The 21,940-nt window shown below is 46.5% G+C and carries 16 protein-coding genes and 1 tRNA gene; 9 read left to right on the forward strand and 8 right to left on the reverse strand.

The window, feature by feature from the left end:
- Positions 1-67 precede the first annotated feature (67 nt).
- The 5 genes from purB to LS482_RS15940 all read right to left on the reverse strand — a co-directional run bounded on the left by purB (position 68) and on the right by LS482_RS15940 (position 5,160).
- Complete coding sequence (gene purB, locus LS482_RS15920) at positions 68-1,411, reverse strand: adenylosuccinate lyase (RefSeq protein ID WP_233028500.1); 1,344 nt, start codon at positions 1,409-1,411, stop codon at positions 68-70.
- Positions 1,412-1,456: 45 nt separating this feature from the next.
- Positions 1,457-2,011 carry an outer membrane beta-barrel protein gene (locus LS482_RS15925; protein ID WP_233028501.1) on the reverse strand — a complete coding sequence of 185 codons (555 nt, stop codon included), beginning with the start codon at positions 2,009-2,011 and terminating at the stop codon, positions 1,457-1,459.
- A 106-nt stretch (positions 2,012-2,117) separates the two neighbouring features.
- Positions 2,118-2,396 carry a DUF3817 domain-containing protein gene (locus LS482_RS15930; protein WP_233028502.1) on the reverse strand — a complete coding sequence of 93 codons (279 nt, stop codon included), beginning with the start codon at positions 2,394-2,396 and terminating at the stop codon, positions 2,118-2,120.
- A gap of 77 nt (positions 2,397-2,473) precedes the next feature.
- Complete coding sequence (gene lpdA, locus LS482_RS15935; RefSeq protein ID WP_233028503.1) at positions 2,474-3,865, reverse strand: dihydrolipoyl dehydrogenase; 1,392 nt, start codon at positions 3,863-3,865, stop codon at positions 2,474-2,476.
- Between the two features lie 173 nt (positions 3,866-4,038).
- Positions 4,039-5,160, reverse strand: a complete 1,122-nt coding sequence (locus tag LS482_RS15940; protein ID WP_233028504.1) for a PQQ-dependent sugar dehydrogenase — start codon at positions 5,158-5,160, stop codon at positions 4,039-4,041.
- A gap of 166 nt (positions 5,161-5,326) precedes the next feature.
- Here LS482_RS15940 and LS482_RS15945 point away from each other — a divergent pair.
- Positions 5,327-5,400, forward strand: a tRNA-Pro gene (locus LS482_RS15945).
- 243 nt (positions 5,401-5,643) lie between these two features.
- On the forward strand, positions 5,644-6,126 hold the full coding sequence (locus LS482_RS15950) for a GNAT family N-acetyltransferase (RefSeq protein WP_233028505.1): 483 nt from the start codon (positions 5,644-5,646) through the stop codon (positions 6,124-6,126).
- A gap of 42 nt (positions 6,127-6,168) precedes the next feature.
- Here LS482_RS15950 and LS482_RS15955 read toward each other — a convergent pair whose 3' ends face one another.
- On the reverse strand, positions 6,169-6,699 hold the full coding sequence (locus LS482_RS15955; RefSeq protein WP_233028506.1) for an NAD(P)H-dependent oxidoreductase: 531 nt from the start codon (positions 6,697-6,699) through the stop codon (positions 6,169-6,171).
- Positions 6,700-6,827: 128 nt separating this feature from the next.
- Between LS482_RS15955 and LS482_RS15960 the strand changes: the two genes are divergently transcribed.
- A complete protein-coding gene (locus LS482_RS15960) occupies positions 6,828-7,190 on the forward strand; it encodes a winged helix-turn-helix transcriptional regulator (RefSeq protein ID WP_233028507.1) in 363 nt (120 codons plus the stop codon).
- A 51-nt stretch (positions 7,191-7,241) separates the two neighbouring features.
- Here the strand turns inward: LS482_RS15960 and LS482_RS15965 are convergent, their stop codons facing one another.
- Both LS482_RS15965 and LS482_RS15970 read right to left on the reverse strand, forming a co-directional pair.
- A complete protein-coding gene (locus tag LS482_RS15965; RefSeq protein WP_233028508.1) occupies positions 7,242-7,739 on the reverse strand; it encodes a hypothetical protein in 498 nt (165 codons plus the stop codon).
- Between the two features lie 304 nt (positions 7,740-8,043).
- Complete coding sequence (locus LS482_RS15970) at positions 8,044-9,231, reverse strand: mechanosensitive ion channel (RefSeq protein ID WP_233028509.1); 1,188 nt, start codon at positions 9,229-9,231, stop codon at positions 8,044-8,046.
- A 491-nt stretch (positions 9,232-9,722) separates the two neighbouring features.
- Here LS482_RS15970 and LS482_RS15975 point away from each other — a divergent pair, with 491 nt between their 5' ends.
- From LS482_RS15975 to LS482_RS16000, 6 genes are all read left to right on the forward strand, one after another.
- Positions 9,723-12,956 (forward strand): SusC/RagA family TonB-linked outer membrane protein, encoded by a 3,234-nt coding sequence (locus LS482_RS15975; RefSeq protein ID WP_233028510.1) that lies wholly within the window; start codon positions 9,723-9,725, stop codon positions 12,954-12,956.
- A gap of 11 nt (positions 12,957-12,967) precedes the next feature.
- Positions 12,968-14,845, forward strand: coding sequence for a RagB/SusD family nutrient uptake outer membrane protein (locus LS482_RS15980; RefSeq protein WP_233028511.1), 1,878 nt, complete (start codon positions 12,968-12,970; stop codon positions 14,843-14,845).
- 221 nt (positions 14,846-15,066) lie between these two features.
- Positions 15,067-16,257, forward strand: a complete 1,191-nt coding sequence (locus LS482_RS15985; RefSeq protein ID WP_233028512.1) for a BT3233 family polysaccharide utilization protein — start codon at positions 15,067-15,069, stop codon at positions 16,255-16,257.
- A gap of 157 nt (positions 16,258-16,414) precedes the next feature.
- The gene (locus LS482_RS15990; protein ID WP_233028513.1) at positions 16,415-17,362 is read left to right on the forward strand and encodes an AraC family transcriptional regulator; all 948 of its coding nucleotides are present in this window, start codon (positions 16,415-16,417) and stop codon (positions 17,360-17,362) included.
- 156 nt (positions 17,363-17,518) lie between these two features.
- The gene (locus LS482_RS15995; protein WP_233028514.1) at positions 17,519-18,517 is read left to right on the forward strand and encodes an NAD(P)H-dependent amine dehydrogenase family protein; all 999 of its coding nucleotides are present in this window, start codon (positions 17,519-17,521) and stop codon (positions 18,515-18,517) included.
- A gap of 243 nt (positions 18,518-18,760) precedes the next feature.
- Positions 18,761-21,940 (forward strand): SusC/RagA family TonB-linked outer membrane protein, encoded by a 3,180-nt coding sequence (locus LS482_RS16000; protein ID WP_233028515.1) that lies wholly within the window; start codon positions 18,761-18,763, stop codon positions 21,938-21,940.

The raw sequence follows: 21,940 nt of genomic DNA on the forward strand, positions 1-21,940 counted from the left end.
TGTTATTGCAGTCGAAGCCTTTTTTGATTGTCAGGTATTATATATTATAGATTGATAACCGTACCGGTTATATTCCCGTATAGTTGGCCGGGGTGATTTGTTTCAATTCACTTTTAACAGCATCTGAAACTTCCAGGGTGTCTATAAATTTTGCTATGGATTCCCGGTTTATTTTTTCATTCGTACGGGTAAGTCCCTTGAGGGCTTCGTACGGGTTGGGATAACCCTCTCTTCGCAGAATGGTCTGTATGGCTTCGGCCACCACGGCCCAGTTGTTTTCGAGGTCTTCGGCAAACTTGTCCTTGTTGAGTAATAATTTGTTCAATCCCTTCAGGGTAGACAAAAAGCCTATTACCGTATGTCCGAAAGGCACACCTATGTTCCGCAACACGGTGCTGTCCGTAAGGTCCCGCTGCAACCGGGATATCGGAAGTTTAGCCGATAAATGTTCAAATACCGCGTTGGCGATACCCAGGTTTCCTTCGGAATTTTCAAAGTCTATAGGGTTAACCTTATGCGGCATTGCGGATGATCCTACTTCGCCTTTCTTTATCTTTTGTTTGAAATAATCCATGGAAATGTAGGTCCAGATATCCCTGTCCAGGTCGATTAAGATCGTATTAATACGTTTCAGGACGTCGAACAGCGCTGCCATGTGGTCGTAGTGTTCGATCTGGGTGGTGGGGAAAGAGTGGTGCAGTCCCAGCATTTCTTCAACAAAGTGAGTACCGAATGCCTTCCAGTCCGTATCGGGATATGCCACGTGGTGGGCGTTGTAATTGCCCGTGGCCCCGCCGAACTTGGCTGCATAAGGGATGTTTTTGAGGGTGTTCAGCTGTTCCTCAATACGGGTAACGAACACCTGTACTTCCTTGCCCAGCCGGGTAGGAGAGGCGGGTTGTCCGTGGGTACGGGCCAGCATGGGAATGTCTGCCCACGATGCTGCGAGTTCTTTGAGTTTGGTAGTTACGTCCTCAAGACAGGGGATGTATACTTCGGCGACCGCTTCCTTCAATGATAACGGAATGGAAGTGTTGTTGATATCCTGGGAAGTAAGGCCAAAATGTATAAACTCCTTGGAAGTGGACAGTCCGAGGGCGTCAAATTTCTGTTTTATGAAATATTCCACCGCCTTGACATCGTGATTGGTAGTTTTTTCAATCTCTTTTACGGCCTTTGCATCCCCGGCCGAAAAATCGGTATAGATACTTCTCAGTTCTCCGAAAAGGGAAGTATCAAACTCCTTTAATTGCGGCAGGGGAAGGTTGCACAGGGCAATAAAGTATTCAATTTCTACCCGGACCCGGTATTTGATAAGGGCCTCCTCGGAAAAGAAAGGGGCCAGGTTTCCGGTTTTGTTTCTGTATCTTCCGTCAATCGGGGAAATGGCGTTCAGTTCAGTCAGTTGCATTGTTTTGTAGTCTGTAAAAGCAATATTTATAAAAAGGATCGTTTTTTAAAGGAATACGATAATACCCAGCTTCAGTTCGGTAAGGTCCAGTCCGAAGCCGTAATTGTCCGACTCCTTTCCTTCGTTGTCATAACCGAACCGCCCGATGATGGCGTCAAAAGCGATACTGTCGTTAAGCCTGTAGGTAAGTCCCGGACGCAGGTTAATGCCCCAGGCAAAGTTGTCCGCACTGCTGTCCTTGGCCCAGCCCAGTCGTACGTCGCCCTGGGCAAAAGGCATCAGTTTGGAGGCGGGAAACCAGTATTTCCTGGCGTAGGGAAGTATGCCGTAAAATTCTTTTTTGGAACTTTCTCCGTCAACCTCTACTTTGGTTTGTTCGTATCCGGCACTCAAACCTACGGCAAGATCGTTATCGAGAAAAAAACCTACGGAGGGTAATATGGAGAAGTCGGTAGTTTCCGTTCCCGAATTCTTATCTTTGGAAAAACCGAAAGCACCTCCTGCAAGCCATTTACCTTTGAGTAAATCTTCTCCTTCCTGTGCGTGCAGGTTTGACATGGTAAAGAAGCCAATGGTAATTAACAGTACAATCTTTTTCATCTTATCAGCATTTAAGTATTACCGGGCAAAAATAAGACTTATCTCGCGAAGTTGGGTTATAACTGACGCGTTAAATAGTCCTGAAAATAGATGTTTACAAGGTGGTCTAACCCTCCCTGAGGTACTTTTTCTCTGCGTAAAAGGTACCGAAAGGTAAAAGTGCAGCGATAAAAAGCAGGAAAAACCGTTTTAAATTCCAGCCTTTTCTGTAGCACACCAGGACGGCAAGGATTACGTAAAGTATAAACAAAAAACCATGTATATAACCGATGACCATATTGGTAGCAGTATGGGCGAATATATATTTCAGCGGCATTCCCACGAGGAACAGGAGCAGGTAGGATATGCCTTCGAGAATGGCAGTGATCCTGAAATTTTTCAGCATAATATTAATGGTTAAAAAAAAGCTTCCGGGATATGGTGGTCCGCAGAAGCTTTTATATAAAGTTATTTTATGAATTCTTAGAGGTGAATTACTTCATCATAAGCATCTGCAACCGCTTCCATCACTGCTTCGCTCATGGTGGGGTGCGGGTGAACGGCCTTGAGCACTTCGTGACCCGTGGTTTCCAGTTTGCGGGCTACCACTGCTTCCGCGATCATATCGGTCACTCCGGCGCCGATCATATGACAGCCCAGCCATTCGCCGTATTTGGCGTCGAAGATCACTTTGACAAACCCGTCTGCATTACCGCTGGCCTTGGCTTTACCGGAAGCGGAGAACGGGAATTTACCTACTTTGATGTCGTATCCTTTTTCTTTGGCCTGTTTTTCGGTCAGGCCAACGGATGCTACTTCAGGCATGCAGTACGTACATCCCGGAATGTTGCCGTAATCGAGAGGTTCCACATGCATATCTGCCAGTTTTTCTACGCAGAGGATACCTTCAGCAGAGGCTACGTGAGCCAGAGCCTGTCCCGGTGTTACGTCACCAATGGCATAATACCCTGGGATGTTGGTCTGGTAATAGTCGTTGACAAGGATCTTGTCCTTATCTGTGGCAATGCCCACTTCTTCCAGACCGATGTTTTCTATGTTCGTCTTGATACCTACGGCGGAAAGTACAATATCGGCTTCGAGAACTTCTTCGCCTTTCTTGGTTTTTACTGTAGCTTTTACACCTTTTCCGGAAGTATCTACCTTGGTCACTTCGGTGGAGGTCATGATCTTTACACCTGCTTTTTTAAAGCTCCTTTCCAGTTGTTTGGAGACTTCTTCGTCTTCTACCGGAACGATGTTGGGCATAAATTCCACTACGGTAACTTCGGTGCCTAAGGCATTATAGAAATAGGCAAACTCTATTCCTATGGCCCCGGAACCTACCACGATCATTTTTTTCGGTTGTTCGGGCAGGTTCATGGCTTCCCTGTAGCCGATCACCTTTTTTCCATCCTGCGGCAGGCTCGGCAATTCCCTGGAGCGTGCTCCGGTAGCTATGATGATGTGGTCTGCCTGGTATTCTGTTTTCTTGTCCTTGTCGTCTGTAACTTCAACTTTTTTACCGGGTTTGACTTTCCCGAAACCGTTGATCACGTCAATTTTGTTTTTCTTCATCAGGAACTGAACACCTTTGCTCATTCCGTCGGCCACATTTCTGCTCCTTTTTATTACGGCATTGAAGTCCTTGTCATATTCCTTTATTTTGAGTCCGTAGTCTTCGGCATGTTTCAGGTATTCGAACACCTGTGCACTTTTGAGCAATGCCTTGGTAGGGATACACCCCCAGTTAAGACACACACCTCCCAGGTTTTCTTTTTCAACAATAGCAGTCTTAAAGCCTAATTGAGAGGCTCTGATGGCAGTAACATATCCTCCGGGGCCACTGCCCACAATTATGACATCGTATTTACTCATTTTTATCGTTTTTTATGACCAAAAAATTCGGATACGAAGGTACGCAATTAGTTTTAAATTCGGGAATCGGGTTTTCAGATTATGACAGTTGTGACATTTTGGGTGAAAACGGTGATATATCAGGCATGGCAGATAGGTTTGCATATATTAAAATGAGGAGGACCGGGTAAAAGTCAGGCCTGTTTCGGTACAATCTTTACGATGCCTTTTCCTTCAACCGAGACATAAATATATCCGTCAGGCCCCTGTCTTACGTCTCGTATCCGCCCCATGTCGGTGAGTAATTTTTCCCGATAGGTCACTTTATTGTTTTCCAGGACCAGCCTTTCCAGGTATTGAAAGGCAAGGGCGCCGACCAGAAGATTTCCTTTCCAGTCAGGATAAATGTCGGATGTAACGAAGGCCATTCCGCTGGGGGCGATAGAGGGCACCCAGTAGTATAGCGGTTGTTCCATACCTTCCTTTTCGGTTTCATCGGTGATTTTGGTGCCGCTGTAATTGATTCCGTAAGTGATCACCGGCCATCCATAATTGGCCCCTTTTTTTATGATGTTGATCTCGTCGCCACCCCTGGGACCGTGTTCGTGGGTCCAGACTTCCCCCGTTTCGGGATGTATGACCATTCCCTGGGGATTTCGGTGCCCGTAACTGTAAATGGCATGTTTGGCATTGGGATTGTCTGTAAACGGATTATCCGCGGGGATGCTCCCGTCATCTTTTAAACGATAGATTTTTCCTCCGTCACGGGTAATGTCCTGCGGATTTACGTCGCGTTCCCCCCGTTCCCCGATTGAAAAATAAAGATACCCGTCTTTGTCAAATGCAAACCTGGAACCGAAATGATGGGATTTACGGGTATTGGGTTCGGCCTTGTATAAAAGCTGTTTTTCCACCAGGGCGTTTTCCCGTAACCGGGCTCTCATGATCGCGGTATGGGCCCCGTTTTCCGTTCCTTCGGGAGAGGAGTAAGAGAGGTATATCCAGCCGTTTTCTTTATAGTCGGGATGAAGCTTAATGTCCAGTAATCCGCCCTGGCCCCGGGCTACGACTTCGGGAACATTGTCAATGTCGATTTTCTCTCCGTTCTTAAAGTGGATGATCTCTCCTGACCGTTCCGTAATCAGCATACTTTTGTCGGGAAGAAAGGCCATGGCCCATGGAACGCTGAGTCCGTCAACTACGGTTTCCACGGTATAATTTATGTTTTCGGGTTCGTGTATTTCGGTGTCTTTTTGCTGTGCACAGGCTATGAGCGACATAATGAGAATAAGCCCGAGTGTTTGTGTTTTTTTCATAGGATGTATTTATAAGATGGCAGGTTGTGGCAAGTTGCTGAAACCAGTTCAAGACCTTATACATTACCAATTTACAAAGTTTTATATGTAAAAGACAGATGGTTGATATTTTTAACAAAAAAATCCTATATTTGCACCCCTCAGATTTTTTGTAATTTATTATTCACGGGGTGTAGCGCAGCCCGGTAGCGCGCGTCGTTCGGGACGACGAGGTCGTAGGTTCGAATCCTGTCACCCCGACTTTTCAGTATCAAAAGCATTGTTAATCATATGGTTTTCAGTGCTTTTTGTTTTAGATATAGCATTAAATATCGTTTGTGTTCACCTGAATTCGTCCCATCCGGTGAACAAATCGGTGAATAGGTGTTTTTCAGTTGTATCTCAGAGAGGTTGTGTAACGGCGAATTTTGTTGTATACAAAAGCTGTAAATTTGATCGAAAGTTGTAGTTAGATAAACCCTCAATTCAAAAATAACAGTGCGCGTGAAAACAATAGCCCCCCAACTGCGCGAAGCAACAACTGAAAAAGATTATGAAACGGCGACCTCGCTTTTCAAGGAATATGCCGTCGGGATTGGTGTGGACCTGGAATTCCAGAACTTTAATGAGGAAATAAAGACAATTAAAAGTCAATATTCGAGGCCGGGAGGCATACTTTTTATTGCCTTTGATGCTGAAGAAAATCCACTTGGCTGTTTCGGGATTCGAAAGCTCGACACCGGCATATGCGAACTCAAAAGGATGTACCTTAAAGAAGAAGCCCGGGGCAGAGGACTTGGAAAGCGGTTTTTGGTCAAAGCCATCCGGACCGCAGAAGAACTAGGATATAAAAAGATGAGACTGGATACCTTGCCCGATATGCGGGCGGCGATCGGGTTGTATAAAAAAATGGGGTTTTATGAAATAAGACCCTACAGGTTCAACCCGGTGCCCGGGACAAAATACATGGAAATTATGCTTAAATAGGTAAATTTACCGCAGCACCCCGTAAAGATGCTGCGGTACATCCTATAATGTTTCGATAAAGTCTATGTATTCGTGTGCACTTTTAGCTATCCGTTGCGGAGTGCCGTTGTGTTCGGCGCCGTAGAAGGCAAAGAACGAGCGATAATCGGCATGGATATAATCAAAAGTGAGCTCGAACGGGGTTGTTAGCCGTTCCAGTGTATATTTGTACCTTCCGGAAGGGTGGTAATCCACTTCGTTAATACCTGCCGTGATTCCCAGCGCAATTTTCTTTCCGCTAAGTTGATACGGGCTGTTTTTTCCATAAGCCCATCCGTGGGTCAATACTTCATCGAGCCATTTTTTGAACAAGGGCGGACAGTTAAACCAATAGAAGGGGAACTGGAATACGATCCGGTCAAAGGATTCAGCCAGTTGCTGTTCCTTTTCAACGGCGATTTTCTCATCGGGATAAGCACCGTACAGGTCGTGTATGGTATACCTGTGGGGATACTTTTCCAGTTCTTCGATCCAGCGTTTGTTCACCAGGGAATTTTGGAGCTCGGGATGAATTACAATAACAAGTGTTTCCATGATATGTTTTTATTTTATTCAGATTAATAATGATGCGGAAAGGCCTTTTTCCGGGGGTAAAAATATAAAAGCAACTATATACTTCGTATATTACCATCCAATTGTACGGTACGAACAAAAATGTAAGTATGAGTAAAATAAAGAAGACTTCTACCAACTATGAAAACAGGCAGATCATGAATTCGGAATGCGATGAGGTCTATGCCGCAAATCTCATAGGCGGAAGATGGACCATAGCCATATGTTGTTACCTGGCCGGCGGAAAGCTGCGTTTCAGCGAGCTGCGTAAGCGAATGCCCAATATTACGGAACGCATGCTTACGCTGCACCTCCGGAAAATGGAAGGCAATCAACTGGTAAAAAGAACGGTGTATGCCGAAGTTCCGCCCCGTGTAGAATATGAGTTGACTCCATGCGGGCAGGAATTAGTGCCTATACTGGACCGGTTAAAGGAATGGGGCAGTAAGCACAAGAAGCTGTTTGCGCAATAATGATATCTTCTGTTGCTGAGTTGTTTTCCCGGATGCCGATTATACGCAAGGTTATCGGGACTTTTTCAGTGTAAAACGGTAGTTTAAGGAAATAACATGCCTGTTAATATCAGATATTCCTGCGTTCACCACCCTGAAGTTATAGCCGTAAGTAAATGAAACACGGCCTTCCCAGTCCAGTCCTATGAAGGGCTTGAATCCAAGATTGTACGAATGGAAATCAGTGTAGGTATTTATATCCCCGCCCAGGATAATCCCGAAAGCGTTGTTCATCCACCCGCTTGCATGCAAACCGGCCCGGTTGTCAAAAGGATTGTAATCGACAGTCAGGGCTGTTCCGTGATACAGGCTTCCGAAGGCACAACGATCACCATTACTTTGCAGATAGGCCATGCCCAGTTCTGCAAAGGTATGATCCCATTGCCCGATTCCGGTAACAAGTGCCCATTTTTTATAGCTGTTATCCGGGAATACAATACTGTCATTGGCCTGCGCCTTGGCCAGGCTACAGCTCAAGATCAACAGAAGCACGGGGACAAAGTGTTTCATAAAGAAAGGATTTACCATACCGAATTACAGGGTATAAATATATGACAGTCTTTTATTCCTGTAAATAGGGGGAAACAGGGATTTATCACATTAAACGATTAAATCATAGAACGGAGGGCAACGAGTGGTTATTCCCGGGAAGGTTGTACAAAAAACATGACAGCATAAAAAACCCCCTCTCGGGGGTCGTGCTAAATAAAACCAAAACTAACCTTGTAACACTACACAAATATATAAATAATTTCTTACACTTAATGTAAATTATGCTTTAAATTTATTCGTGTGAGGTTATTTTAATGTTAAATCAGGAATTATGGTCTTCCGTACCTTTCTCCTTGAGTTTTTTGATGATCTCCCGGAAGTGATCTCCGGCAGCTTCACGTCCGCCCAGGCCATAGCTGAGTGCAATCACCACTGCAATGGCACCGAGAGTGAGTCCGAAGGCGAGATCAACAATTTCGTTGGCAATGCCCATGGTACGCAATGCAATGGCAATGAACAGTGCCAGTGATGCCCAGCGTACGATATTGGCCACAAGTTTATTGGCGTTGGATCGCGAAACCATTTTGTAAATGACCGAAGAGATGAAATTTCCGATCACGAGAATCAGTAGTCCGAAAGCGATCTGTCCCGTAACCTCCAGTAACTGGTGAAGTATATCCGACAGTTTGGTAAGCTCCAGCAAATCCACCGATGTAATGATACCAAAAAAGACAAGAAAAAAATAAAGGATATTAGCTATGATGGCGGACAGGGATTGTCCCGGACCAATAACGTTTTGCAATGCTATTTTTTCCGAGGCCTTGTCCAGTCCGAGGCTCTGCATAAGGTCTTTCAGGAAATTGATGAGGTATTTTCCGCCCCAGATAAAGATGAGCAGTACGGCAATGGCAACGATGATGTTCCCGATCATATCGGTAAAACCATAGAGGATTTCGTTTGCAGGCCTGGAGATGGCCTCGAGCTGTAATGCGTTAAAAGCCTGAATGAGAAAAGGAACGAATATAACAATAAAGATCACTTTTTTAAGGATGTTCACAAGCTTGTCCGTGTCCTTAAACCCTGTCTTATCCACGAGTTTATCGAGCAGGTTTCCTCCCAGGTTAATGAGATTGGCAATAAACTTTGCCAGTAAATAGCCTACAAAAGCAATAAGCGCCGCACCGATGAGGTTGGGAATATAGGAAAGGAAATCGTTGATCATATTCTCAACGGGAACCAGTACCTGGCTTACACCCAGCAACTCCAGTACTATCAGAAGGACAATGATCATTAAAATATAGTAAAAGATATTGCCTACAAAAACATTGGTGTTCTTTACACTGCGTCCCAGTAGTTTTTCATCCCATGAAGTTTTCCGGAGGAGTTTTACTATAATGGCCTTGACCCCCTTGGCAATGAGCCAACCTATGATCAGAAGCAACAGGGCTCCCAGCAGGTTTGGCAAAAAATCCGAGATCCTGTCGGCAAAATTTTGTAATTGATTTTCCATAATCAAAGTGCATTTTACGGTTAAAATTAATTTAATATGTAATTTCCTTATTATATGAGGGTAGACGGATTTGTAAATTAAGAATTTTATTTGGTAAAAGCAAGTTGTTTTCCTCCTGATATGAAGGGGAGAAAAAATATGATGTTTTTTATTTTGGTAAAATCAGTACAAAACATTTTTTTGTCTGTTTCGGGTGCTTTGGTATATTTGTTACACTTATTATGTTAACGATAACATTGTTTAAATGCTATTTTTTTTAGTTTAGAATCAATTATGTTGATATGGTATTTTGATTTTTCTTTTTAAATATTAATTCGCATATTCGTGTTTTGTTAACACTTAATTAAGTTGTTAATAGGCTGGGCACTATATTTTTCCGAAAATATTTTTTAAATAAGCGTATTAATCGCTCTGTTTATATCAGTTTTTTCTCGGTATAAATAGCGAATTTTTTATTTCATTTTTAGTAACACCAATCAAAATTTAAATTTATGAAAACAGCTGGATGTGCGGCCGTAAAGGCGCTATGGCAAAATGCGATCTGTATTTTGCTCGTGAGCAGTATGACCGGGTTTCTACATGCCCGGGAAGCTTCCTCTCCGGGAGAGGAAAGAACACCGTTTTTTTTGACTGTGACCGGACAGGTTACTGCGCAGACAGACGGGCAACCCCTTGCCGGGGCGAGTATTATGGAAAAAGGAACTACCAATGGCGTAGTTGCCGATTTTGACGGAAACTTTTCCATAGAAGTTACAGGCCCCGATGCCGTACTTGTCGTTTCTTACGTAGGATTTAAGACCCTTGAAGTGCCGGTAGACGGACAAGAAGTGGTTAATGTTGTTCTCATGGAAGACCTTGCTCAGCTCGATGAAGTAGTAGTGGTGGGGTACGGAGAACAAAAACGGGAAACCGTAACGGGTTCTGTGGCCACCATACAAAGCAAGGACCTGGCAAAATCCCCTACGGTGAACGTATCGAATGCCCTGGCCGGACGTATGCCCGGGGTGATCGCCACACAGGATAGCGGTGAACCCGGTGCGGATGATTCCAACATCCGTATTCGGGGGACAAACTCTTTCGGGGATAGCAGCCCTCTTGTGGTTATTGATGGAATCCCGGCAAGGCAGGGAGGTTTTTCCAGGCTTAATCCGGCCGATATTGAGAATATCTCCGTGCTGAAGGATGCATCAGCCGCCATTTACGGAGCCCGTGCGGCAAACGGGGTAATTCTGGTGACCACAAAAAGGGGGAGTACCGGAAAACCCCAGCTTTCCTATAGATATAACCTGGGTTTTGCCCAGCCAACCGTGATCCCCGACCTGGCCAATGCCTCACAATATGCCGAAATGAGGAATGATCTGGAAGTGTATAAGCTGCCGGTATCCGAATGGGGTAACGCAACCGCTGCTTTTCAGGAGACGGGAACCTATACCCGTCCGGGAGGCGGCACCGTAACCGCCCCGTTCCTGCCCGAGGACTTCGAAAAGTTCAGGGACGGTTCAGACCCCTGGGGGCACCCGGATACCGATTGGTTCGACGCTACGTTTAAGGACTGGTCAAAGCAGGAAAGGCATAATTTACAGTTCAACGGGGGGAATGAAAACATGAGATTCCTTACTTCCATTGGCTATCAGAACCAGGATGCCTATTACAGGAACTCCGCAACCAATTATAAACAATACGATATACGTATCAATCTGGATGCCAAGATCAGCGATCATATCACCACACAGATAGGAGTGCTGGGCCGGCAGGAAGACCGGAATTACCCCACCAAGCCAGCCAGTGCCATTTTCAGGATGCTCATGCGGGGAATTCCCACGAAACCGGCCTATTGGCCCAACGGACTTCCCGGTCCGGATATCGAATACGGGGAGAACCCGGTAGTGATCACTACCAGCCAGACCGGTTATGACAGGGACAGGAGGTATTATTTCCAGACCAACGGAAAGGTGGAAATAAAAATCCCGTGGATAGAAGGACTCAAATTTACGGGGACAGCCGCAGTGGATAAATACATCCAGCAGATTAAACGCTGGGAAATCCCGTGGTATCTCTATACCTGGCAGGGTGAATATGAAGAGGACGGGGAAACTCCCAAGCTTATCGAAGGTAAACGCGGACCGGCCGAACCGAACCTCAGGCAGGAAAACCAGGACCAGCTCAATATACTGCTCGGCGGTGTGCTTACCTATGACCGTACTTTCGGTGATCATGAGATCAACCTCCTTGCCGGAGTCAACCGGGAGACGATCAGGAACGACAATTTTTTTGCATTCCGAAGGTATTTTATTTCAACGGTTATCGACCAGATGTTTGCCGGCGGTGATGCCGAGAAAGATAATGGCGGTGATGCCTGGGAACGGGCGCGCCTTAATTATTTCGGCCGGGTAGGATATAACTACAAGGAAAAATACCTCGCCGAATTTTTGTGGAGGTATGACGGTTCCTATATGTTCCCCGAAGATAACCGTTACGGTTTTTTCCCGGGAGTGATGCTGGGCTGGCGCATTTCGGAAGAAAACTTCTGGAAGGATAATGTCCCTGTTGTAAACTACCTGAAACTCCGGGCTTCCTGGGGGCAGATGGGGAATGACAACATCTATTTCGATCACGATGATGACGGAGAAGCCACATTACAGGAATACCAGTATTATTCCACTTACGGTTTCGGTTCCTATATCGTAGACGGAGGAGTGGCCAAAAGCCTGTATGAGACCCGTGTGCCCAATACCATGGTTACCTGGGAGGAAGCCAATAACTATAACATTGGTCTTGACGGACAGTTGTTTGACGGCCGGGTGAACTTCGAATTTGATATGTTTCTGAATAAGCGAAACAGTATTCTGTGGCGAAGAAATGCTTCAGTACCGCAAACCACGGGGATGACGCTCCCGGCAGAGAATATAGGTAAGGTAGAGAACCGCGGTTGGGAATTCAACCTGGGATACAACGGAAAAGTTGGCGAACTGCAATACAACGTGAACGTAAATGGCGGTTATGCCAAGAATAAGATCAAGTTCTGGGATGAGGCTCCCGGCGCTCCCGAGTGGCAGCGATCTACCGGAAGGGCCATCAATGCAGAACTGTACTATATTTACGACGGCGTATTCCGGGATCAGGAAGAAATTGCCAACAATCCCCTGGACTACAGTGTTATTACCAACAGCCTGAGACCGGGAGATATGAAGTACAAGGACCATAACGGTGACGGAAAAATCACTCCGGACGACCAGGTGCGCAGGGACAGGAATACCCAGCCCACTTTTCAGGGCGGCCTTAACATAGGGGCACAATACAAGGATTTTGACCTTACTATCCTTTTTCAGGGAGCTACCGGAGGAGAATTACGGGTAGGTACAGACGAATCGGGGGCTATTGGTAACTACCTGCTGGACTTCTATAAAAACCGCTGGACAGTAGATAACCCGAGTAGTGTACACCCCAGGATTACCGATCGTAGTGATCAGTACTATTCCTTCGGGAATACCTATTGGCTGAGAAGCACAAATTATATCCGCCTGAAAAACGTGGAGCTGGGCTATACCCTGCCTGCCGAAATAGGAGATAAAATAGGGATAAGCAACCTCAGGTTATATCTGAGCGGACTTAACCTGGCTACGTGGAGCAAGATAAAAGTATTGGATCCGGAATCCGTGAACTCCACCGGGCAGTATTATCCGCAGTCCCGTATTGTGAACATGGGAGTATCCGTAACCTTTTAAAATCTTTTGTCATGAACAATTCAAGAATAAAACATATATACATGTACATGTTTGTTGCCCTGTTTGCGGCGGCATCGTGTAGTGACGATTTTGTAGGTACAAAACCCCTGGACGAAGTGCCGGCTTCCGATGTGTGGGCAGACGCTGCATTGTCTGAAGCATTCGTGCTGGATATCTACAACGGCTTCGGACAGGGAGGGTTTGATGAAGAAATGCTGGCCTCCGCTTCCGATGAAGCCTTATTTACACATTCCGGACGGGGATATAAGGAGTTTAACGGGGCCAATTCCAATCCCGCAAGCCAGGGATGGATAAGTGGCAATTACGAATGGAGCAATATGTACACCCGTATCCGCGCCGCTAATATTGCTTTAAAAAACCTGGAGGAACCCATGTTTGACAATCCCGAATTGGCACAAAGGCTTAAAGGCGAAGCCCATTTTTTACGGGCCTTCTTCTATCAGCAGTTACTACGCTATTACGGGGCGGTCCCCCTGGTGGAGAAGGTATATGAACTCGGAGAAGAAGATTATACCATTCCGAGGGATACCTACGAAGAATGCGTGAATTTTATCGTGGCCGATTGCGATCAGGCATCGGAATTTCTTGAGGGACAACCGATATCCGAAGGAAGGGCTACGGAAATTGCTGCGATGGCACTTAAGGCCCGTGTGTTGCTCTATGCCGCAAGTGACCTGCACGATATCCCGACGGCTTCTGCCAACTCTTCAGTAATTGCGGGATATTCCAACCCGGAATACCTGGGGTACACCTCGGGCAACCGTACAGAAAGATGGGAAAAAGCCAAAGCAGCCGCAAAAGCGGTGGTGGATATGAACCTCGGGTATAAACTTGGTCTTTCAGCCCCCGTATCTCCGGAAGAAGGGGAAGAAAACTACGTAGCACTTTCCCTCGGGGGAGGTAGTGGCGTAGCAGATGCATCTGCGGAAATCGAGTTAATCCTCGGACGGTATTTTGTAGATGAAAAAGATGAAGGCGGGGCATATGTCGGGCGTAACAACGGGCCGAACGGTTACCACAACTGGTCCGGAAATACCCCTACACAAAACCTGGTGGACGATTACGAAATGATAGACGGCAGCCGTTTTGACTGGGACAATCCCGACCATGCGGGAGCCCCCTATAATGACCGTGATCCCAGGTTTTATGCCAGTATCCTGCATGACGGGGCAGACTGGAAACCGAGAACAGACGATGTTACGGAAAGAGACCCGTTTAACCAGATACAGGCCGGACAGTATGAAATTATCAATAGTTCGGGGGAGAAGGAAGTGTACTACGGACTGGATACCCGTAACAGCCCCATAGAAGACTGGAACGGAAGTCATACCGGTTATACCATGCGCAAGTTCATCGATCCCGACCCTGCCATAATCGATCAGAATACCAGGCAGCAGATCCCCTGGCCGGTATTGAAATATACCGAAGCTGTGCTGAACTATGTGGAAGCCTGTATAGAACTCGGAGAAGAAGGTGAAGCAAGGAACTGGCTCAACAGGATACGCTATCGTGCCGGAATGCCCGAAATTACAGATTCGGGCGATGCGCTGATGGAGCGGTACAGAAACGAACGGAGGGTTGAACTCGTATACGAAGAACACCGCTTTCACGATGCCAGGCGATGGATGGTGGCCCCTGAAACTTTAGGAGAACAGGTGAGGACCATCAGTGTGTTCGGGACCTTAAAATCCGGTGCGGAAGTACAGGTATACCGTTACGATCCGGAAAGTTATGACTATACCTATACACCAATGTCCCTGGACCCCGGAATCGAAGACAGGCAATGGCAGGATAAAATGTATTTCATATCCATCCACAGGGATGAGATGAACCGGAATGACAAACTAATCCAGAACCCCGGATATTAACAGGTTTATATAAAGGCCTTTTCCGGGGCTGATATGTTTGCCACAGGCCCCTCAGGTAGTATCATATACCGCTGAGGGGCCTGTTTGTTTCCGGCCTGCGTTTTTTTGCAACAAAGCGTGTATATCTTGTAGTAAAGCAGTAAAGAAGGACTGTCGTTTTATCTATTTGCTTATCTTTGAAAGGAAAGATTTTATGGAAATTAATCCCCAAAAAACCAATTATGAAAAAACTGACAACAGGAATTTTGGTACTGGGCATGTTGGCAAGCTGTGAACAACCCGCTCCCGTACTGGAATTTTCAGTAAAAAACCCATTGAATACCGACCGTTTTTCGGAAACCGTAAGTATAGCTCCTGAAAAATTTGATTCCCTGGCCGGGACTTCGGGCATTGAAAATCTGCTCATTACCGATAAGGCCAGCGGGGATACCCTGGTAACACAACTGGTGGATAATGATGGAGACGGTACCCCGGATGAACTCCTTTTCCAGACCGATCTCAAGGGAGGAGCGACCAGGGAACTGGTAGCGAAAATTTCTGAAGATGTTCCGGCACAAAAAACAGCGGGGGAACTGACCACCTTTTCCCGTTTCGTACCCGAAAGGACAGACGATTATGCCTGGGAGAACGACCGTGTAGCCTTTCGTACCTACGGTCCGGAAGCCCAGCGCAGAGTAGAGGAAGGTGAACCCGGAGGAACCCTTTCCAGCGGTATGGATGCCTGGCTGAAGAGGGTGGAATATCCCGTCATCGATAAATGGTATAAGAACAATGAAGAAGAGGAAGGCGCTTATCATAAAGATACCGGGGAAGGGTATGACCCCTATCACGTAGGGTCCAGCAGGGGTGTTGGAGGAACCGGGATATGGATGAACGATTCACTTTACACATCAAAGAATTTTACCGATTATAAAACCATAGCTGTTGGTCCTGTGCGTACTGTTTTTGAATTGAAATATGCCGCCTGGAATGCCGATAGTATAAAAGTAAAGGAAACCAAACGCATCAGTCTCGACCTCGGATCGAACCTGAGCCGTTTTGAATCCGTTTATGAGAGTGAAGAACCTTTGCCCAATGTTACCATAGGGCTTATGCTCCACGAAAAAGAAGGTGAAATACGGACTGAAAAGGAAGAGGGCTGGTTCCGTTACTGGGAGCCCATGGACGGTTCGGAACTGGGAGTAGGAGTAGTGATTGCCCCCGCAATGGTAATGAACTATAAAGACCACCGGGTAGATTATAAAGACGGTAGTCAGTTACTTGTCATGGCCGATGCGAAGGATAACAAAGTCGTCTATTATGCAGGGTTCGGCTGGAAGAAAAGCGACCAGTTTGCCGATGCCGGCGAATGGGATGCCTACCTGAAGCATTTTGCAGAAAGACTTGCCAATCCGGTAGAGGTACAGTTTTAATGCGATCACTCATGCAGGTTTATCCCGGGTGCGGCAGAAACAACATGATCAGGTAAATAAGGCGTCCCCCTCTGCCTTCGGCATCTCCCCCCGGAGGAAGAGAATTTTAGTCGTTTTAATTAATAAACTTGAAACTTTGAACCAGAAACCTTAAACCTTGGAACCCATCTGTCCATATTGCAGTGGTCTGTTGAGCGCAGTAGATCACAACAACTTCTGTTCCCAGAAGGGGCATGTTAATAAATGGGCCCACGGCAATGCCTTTTTTGTGCGTTCCGAACACCTTAATTCGGGGATTCATATTTCCAGGTTTACGGTAAGGGCTGTGCTCAGCGGTTACCAGTATTATCACGTGGGAGGCAAGGATGTCATACTCCGGGAAAACAACTATCTTATAGTACACGACGGTCAGAAATACTACACTCAGATCGATTCCCTTTATCCCACGGAATCCATTATTGTCGCTTACGGCTGGAAAGATATTGCAGATGCCTTCCATACCCTTTCCGGAAAGGATGAAGACCTTCTTGACGGAGTGCCTCCCGGTGTTTTCCGGGAAATGGACTGGCTGGACAGTTCGTATGAAACGAACGGGGCCATCCGGAAACTGCTGGAAGAGTTTGCCGCTGCAATTACACGGAGTGAGAAGGATATGATGTACTATGAACAGCTCCGTTTTCTCCTGCTGGAAAAAATATTCCGTAACCATGTGCGCGTTCTTAAAAAAGCAGATGATCTGCAATCCAGGAAAGACGCTACCCGGCAGGAATTGCTGAAGCGGCTCTACATGGCCGGGGATTATATGAGGGCACACCTGGATAAAAAACTGACTATAGCCGAGGTGAGTAGTGTTGTGGCCATGTCGCCCTATCATTTCTTCCGGGTGTTCAAACAGCTATTCGGCCATACACCGTTGGAATATCTTACCCGTGAAAGGCTTTCCCATGCCAGGGATCTTATCCGGAAAACAGAGTTACCCGTATCGGGCATACTGCACGAAGTTGGCTATGACAACCCGAGCTCTTTCAGCCGCCTTTTCAGAAGTTATTACGGGTACAGCCCCCGGGAAATAAAAAACCGGTTAGCCGGAAGTCAGGTTTCATAGGTAAAGTCAGGCTAATTCTTCCTTTAATTTAATTTTTTTTGTTATAAAATTCACTTTCATTAGAATTTTTGTTTAAAATTTAGCAGTATCCGCACATATATTTTCCTTTCCTATAGCTACTTTGGAACACGTTACGGAGAATAAACCTGCAAATTGATGAATGACATAAAGATCGTACAGGTCGGCATGGGACCGTTGGGAATAAAAATTGCCGAATTCATTGCCGGGCGTCCCGGATTAAGGACCGTAGCCGCCATAGATACGGCCGCGGATAAAAAAGGAAAATCCCTGAAGGAGTTTTCACCATACCTCAACGGGAATATCGAAATATCGGGAGATCTTAAGCAGGCACTGAGTACCGCACCCGATGTAGCCGTACTCACCACAGTGTCCGATATGAAAAGGATCACGAAACAAGTGGTGGAAATTGTTAAAAGGGGAATTCCCGTTGTGTCTACCTGCGAAGAACTCAGCTTCCCTTATGAAACTGCCCCGGAACTGGCCGTTGAAATAGATACCGCTGCCAGGGCAAATAATGTTGCCGTGGTGGGTACGGGAGTAAACCCGGGGTTTTTAATGGATGCATTGCCGGTTTTTTTGACCTCCGTTTGCCGGCAGGTGGAAAGCATAAAGGTAAATCGCTATCAGGATGCGTCTTTCAGGCGTATTCCCTTTCAGGATAAGATCGGGGCAGGCCTGTCTCCCGACGATTTTGAAATGGCAAAAAACAAGGGGATTCTGAGACATGTGGGGCTTACCGAATCCATACATTTTATCGCCGGGAAGATGGGATGGAAGCTGGAAAGGACAGAAGACGTGATAAGTCCGGTGTTTGCAACAAAAGACATTTTCCGTCCTTCCCGGACCATTAAAAAAGGATATGCAGCCGGAGTGAGACAGGTGGGCAGGGGATTTATAAACGGACAGGCCAAAGTGGAACTGGTATTCCAGGCCGCAATAGGCGAACCCGAATCTTACGACGAAGTGGAAGTTACCGGTATTCCGGGATTTAAGTCGCGGATAGAAGGCGGTATCAATGGCGATACGGCCACCTGTGCCATTACGGTGAATGCCATAAGTTCCGTGATCCGTGCACAACCGGGACTGCGAACCATGGCAGATATACCTATGACCTCCTATTTCGAATACAGGTAATTCCGGATTTTTTTGTGCTATCCCCTGCTTATCCTGCCTCATGCTGATGAGATAAGACCTTTATGGCCACGACACGGTCAGCGAATTATTGATAAAAGTCCGTTTGGTATGCAAAAGGATCTTCGAAAACGCTATTCGCCGTTTTTACACTGTAAACAGGGAGAACGATTTTGTACACTCCGATACTGTTTTACGGTACATACCAGACCATCACGAACAACCCATCATTTAAACTAATTAACTATGAGACAAATGTTATTGTTATTACTGTTCGGCGCAGGTATTGTTGTTGCTTACGGACAGGAAAAAACCGTATCCGGAAAGGTGATTTCGGCAGAAGACGGGACGCCGGTCATGGGAGTGAGTATTCTCGTAAAAGGGACTACTACAGGGACCATCAGCGGAGCGGAAGGCGACTATACCATAGATGGTGTAACTGCAGAAAGCGTACTGGTATTCACTTATCTCGGTTTTGAACCGAAAGAAGTGACCGTAGGGGACCGGGAGACTATCAATGTAACCCTTGACCCGTCGCTCGAAGCACTGGATGAAGTAGTGGTTACGGCACTCGGAATATCCCGTGAGAAAAAATCATTGGGATATGCCACTCAGGAGGTCGGAGGGGAGAACTTCACCATGACCAATGAGCAGAATGTCATCGGTTCCCTTTCGGGGCGTGTGGCTGGGGTACAGGTCACCGGGGCTTCCGGCGCCAGTATGGGAGGGACCCAGAAAATAAAAATAAGGGGGGTGAACTCCATTGGCGGGGCCGACCAGCCTTTAATTGTTATAGACGGTACCCCCATATCCAATGCCAATTTTTCAGGAAGTGCCGCTGCCGATTACGGTAACCTCGCCCAGGATATTAATCCTGCCGATATAGCCTCTGTAAACGTGCTGAAAGGACCTGCGGCATCTGCCCTATATGGAATAAGGGGACAATACGGGGTGATTATGATAACCACAAAAAAAGGAAAAAAGGGTGTCAAAGATGTAAGTGTGGAACTCAATTCCTCTTTTGCCATAGAAAAGACCGGGAATTTTATGCCGCTTCAGAATATGTATGGAGGTGGTTCCGGCCAGACCTGGCGTACACTTCCCAACGGCGACAGGTATGTGGATATGAGCGTTGATGAAAGCTGGGGACCGAGAATGGACGGTACCATGGTAAGGCAGGTATTCAGTTTTTATCCGCAGGATGAAGAATACGGTCAGCTTACCCCGTTTGTACCGCATCCCGATAATATTAAGGATTTTTATGAAACCGGGCTGAACTTCAACAACAGCGTCACCATAACCGGGGGAAATGAGAACACAACTTACAGGCTGAGCTTTAACGATACACGGATTGAAGGTGTGGAACCCAATACCTACCTGAAACGCAATAACCTCGGATTGAGTGCAGGCCTGGACATTACCGATAAATTGAATGTTTCCACGAATGTAAATTACGCCCGGAACGACGGTCGCCGTCCGAAGCAGGGATCGGAATACGGCACGGGCTATTTTGTACAGTGGTTCCAGCGGAATATAGATATGAACCGCATGAAGGGTTACCGTTATAACGACGGTACATTCCTGCACTGGAACCTGGGCAGACCGGATTCCGGTACCGGCGAAATCACGGATTTTAGTCCGCTATACTGGAACAACCCCTATTTTGATGCCTATGAAAATACCAATAATGATCGCCGGGACCGTTTTTTCGGTGATGTAAAGCTCACTTATAAAATCCTTCCCGAACTAGAGATAAGCGGTGCGGTGCGGTCAGATATGTTTATCCAGAACATAGAGACCAGGACGGCCTTTGGCGGAAGAAGGGTGCCTGCTTATACCGTAGGCAAATACCAGAATACGGAGATGAATTATGAACTTATCGCCCAGTACAATACACGTTGGGAAGATTTTTCCCTCAACGGTACCCTGGGAGGAAACGTGTATTACCGCAGGTATTCCTACCTGTATCAGGAAACGGTAGGGGGATTGTCCGCACCGGGATATTACAACATAGAGGCTTCCATAGACAGGCCGGTAAACGAATCATACCTGTTGAGAAGGCAGGTCAGGAGTATGTTCGGAATGGTTTCTCTGGGGTACAAGGACACCTATTTTGTAGATGCATCTATTCGTAATGACAACTCGTCCACACTTCCGAAGAACAACAATTCCTATTGGTACCCGTCGGTTTCCGGAAGTTTCGTGTTCAGTGAACTAATGGACTGGAAGCCATTGTCTTTCGGGAAGTTGCGATTCAGCTATGCCCAGGCCGGTTCTGATTTTGATCCGTACCAGATCAGGGAGGTCTATGAAGTGGGGACGGTTTATAACGGTGTAAATACCTTATACCTGCCCGATGAACTTTATAACTCGGGAATAGAGCCTTCCTTTGCCCATTCCTATGAAGCCGGTTTTGATATCCGTTTCTTCAAAAACCGGTTGGGAATCGATTTTACATATTACGTACAAAAGAACAAAAACCAGATCATCGACCTGAACCTTTCCGGGACCAGTGGTTTCGGTTCCACAATTATCAATGCCGGGCTCATTGAAAATAAGGGGTTTGAGATTGCGTTGAATGCGCGGCCTGTTCAAACGGATAACTTTACCTGGGAAACCAGTTTTAACATCAACCGGAACAGGAGTGAGGTAGTGGAGCTGGCGCCGGGAGTAGATGTGTACAATTACGGTTCAACTACATATTCCAGTGTTACCAGCTATCTGAATTCCTATAAAGGAAAACCTTTTGGCAGTCTGGTGGGACAAGCCTATCAGCGCGATTCCGAAACCGGGAAAATATTGCTGGGAGAAGACAATATGCCCTTATATACCGATGCCACACATGATTTCGGCACCGTACTCCCGGATTTTAACGGCGGTTTTCAGAACAATTTCCGCATAGGCAGGTTCAACATAGCTGCTATGATCGACTTCCAGGGCGGGGGACAATTTTTCAGCCGATCCAAAATGCTTGCCGTAAGAACAGGGCAGGACCCCGTAACGGTAGCGATGAATGACCTGGGGAACAATGTAAGGGACCCCCTGGAAGACGGAGGAGGAGTAAAGGTTACTGGAATCTCTGCGGAGACCGGTGAAGCGGTCAGCGCCTATGTAGATGCGAGGTCTTACTACAGGAATGTACTGGGGAGGAGCGTTTATGAAGAATGGCTCTACGATGCCTCTTACATAAAACTCAGGGAAGTGCGGCTGGGATATTCTCTTGGCGAAAAATTGCTGGATAAGCTGCCCTTTAAGTCCGTAAACGTGTCCTTGATAGCGCGCAATCCGGCCATGATATGGCAGGAGGCACCCAAAGGGATCGACCCTTCCGAAATTTCTACCGGAAGTCAGGCGATAAGCTGGTATGAGTCGGGACAACTCGTTTCGGTAAGGTCGTACGGAATCAACCTGAATGTCACATTTTAA

The sequence above is a fragment of the Sinomicrobium kalidii genome, assembly GCF_021183825.1.
In the GTDB taxonomy this organism is placed as follows: Bacteria; Bacteroidota; Bacteroidia; order Flavobacteriales; family Flavobacteriaceae; genus Sinomicrobium; species Sinomicrobium kalidii.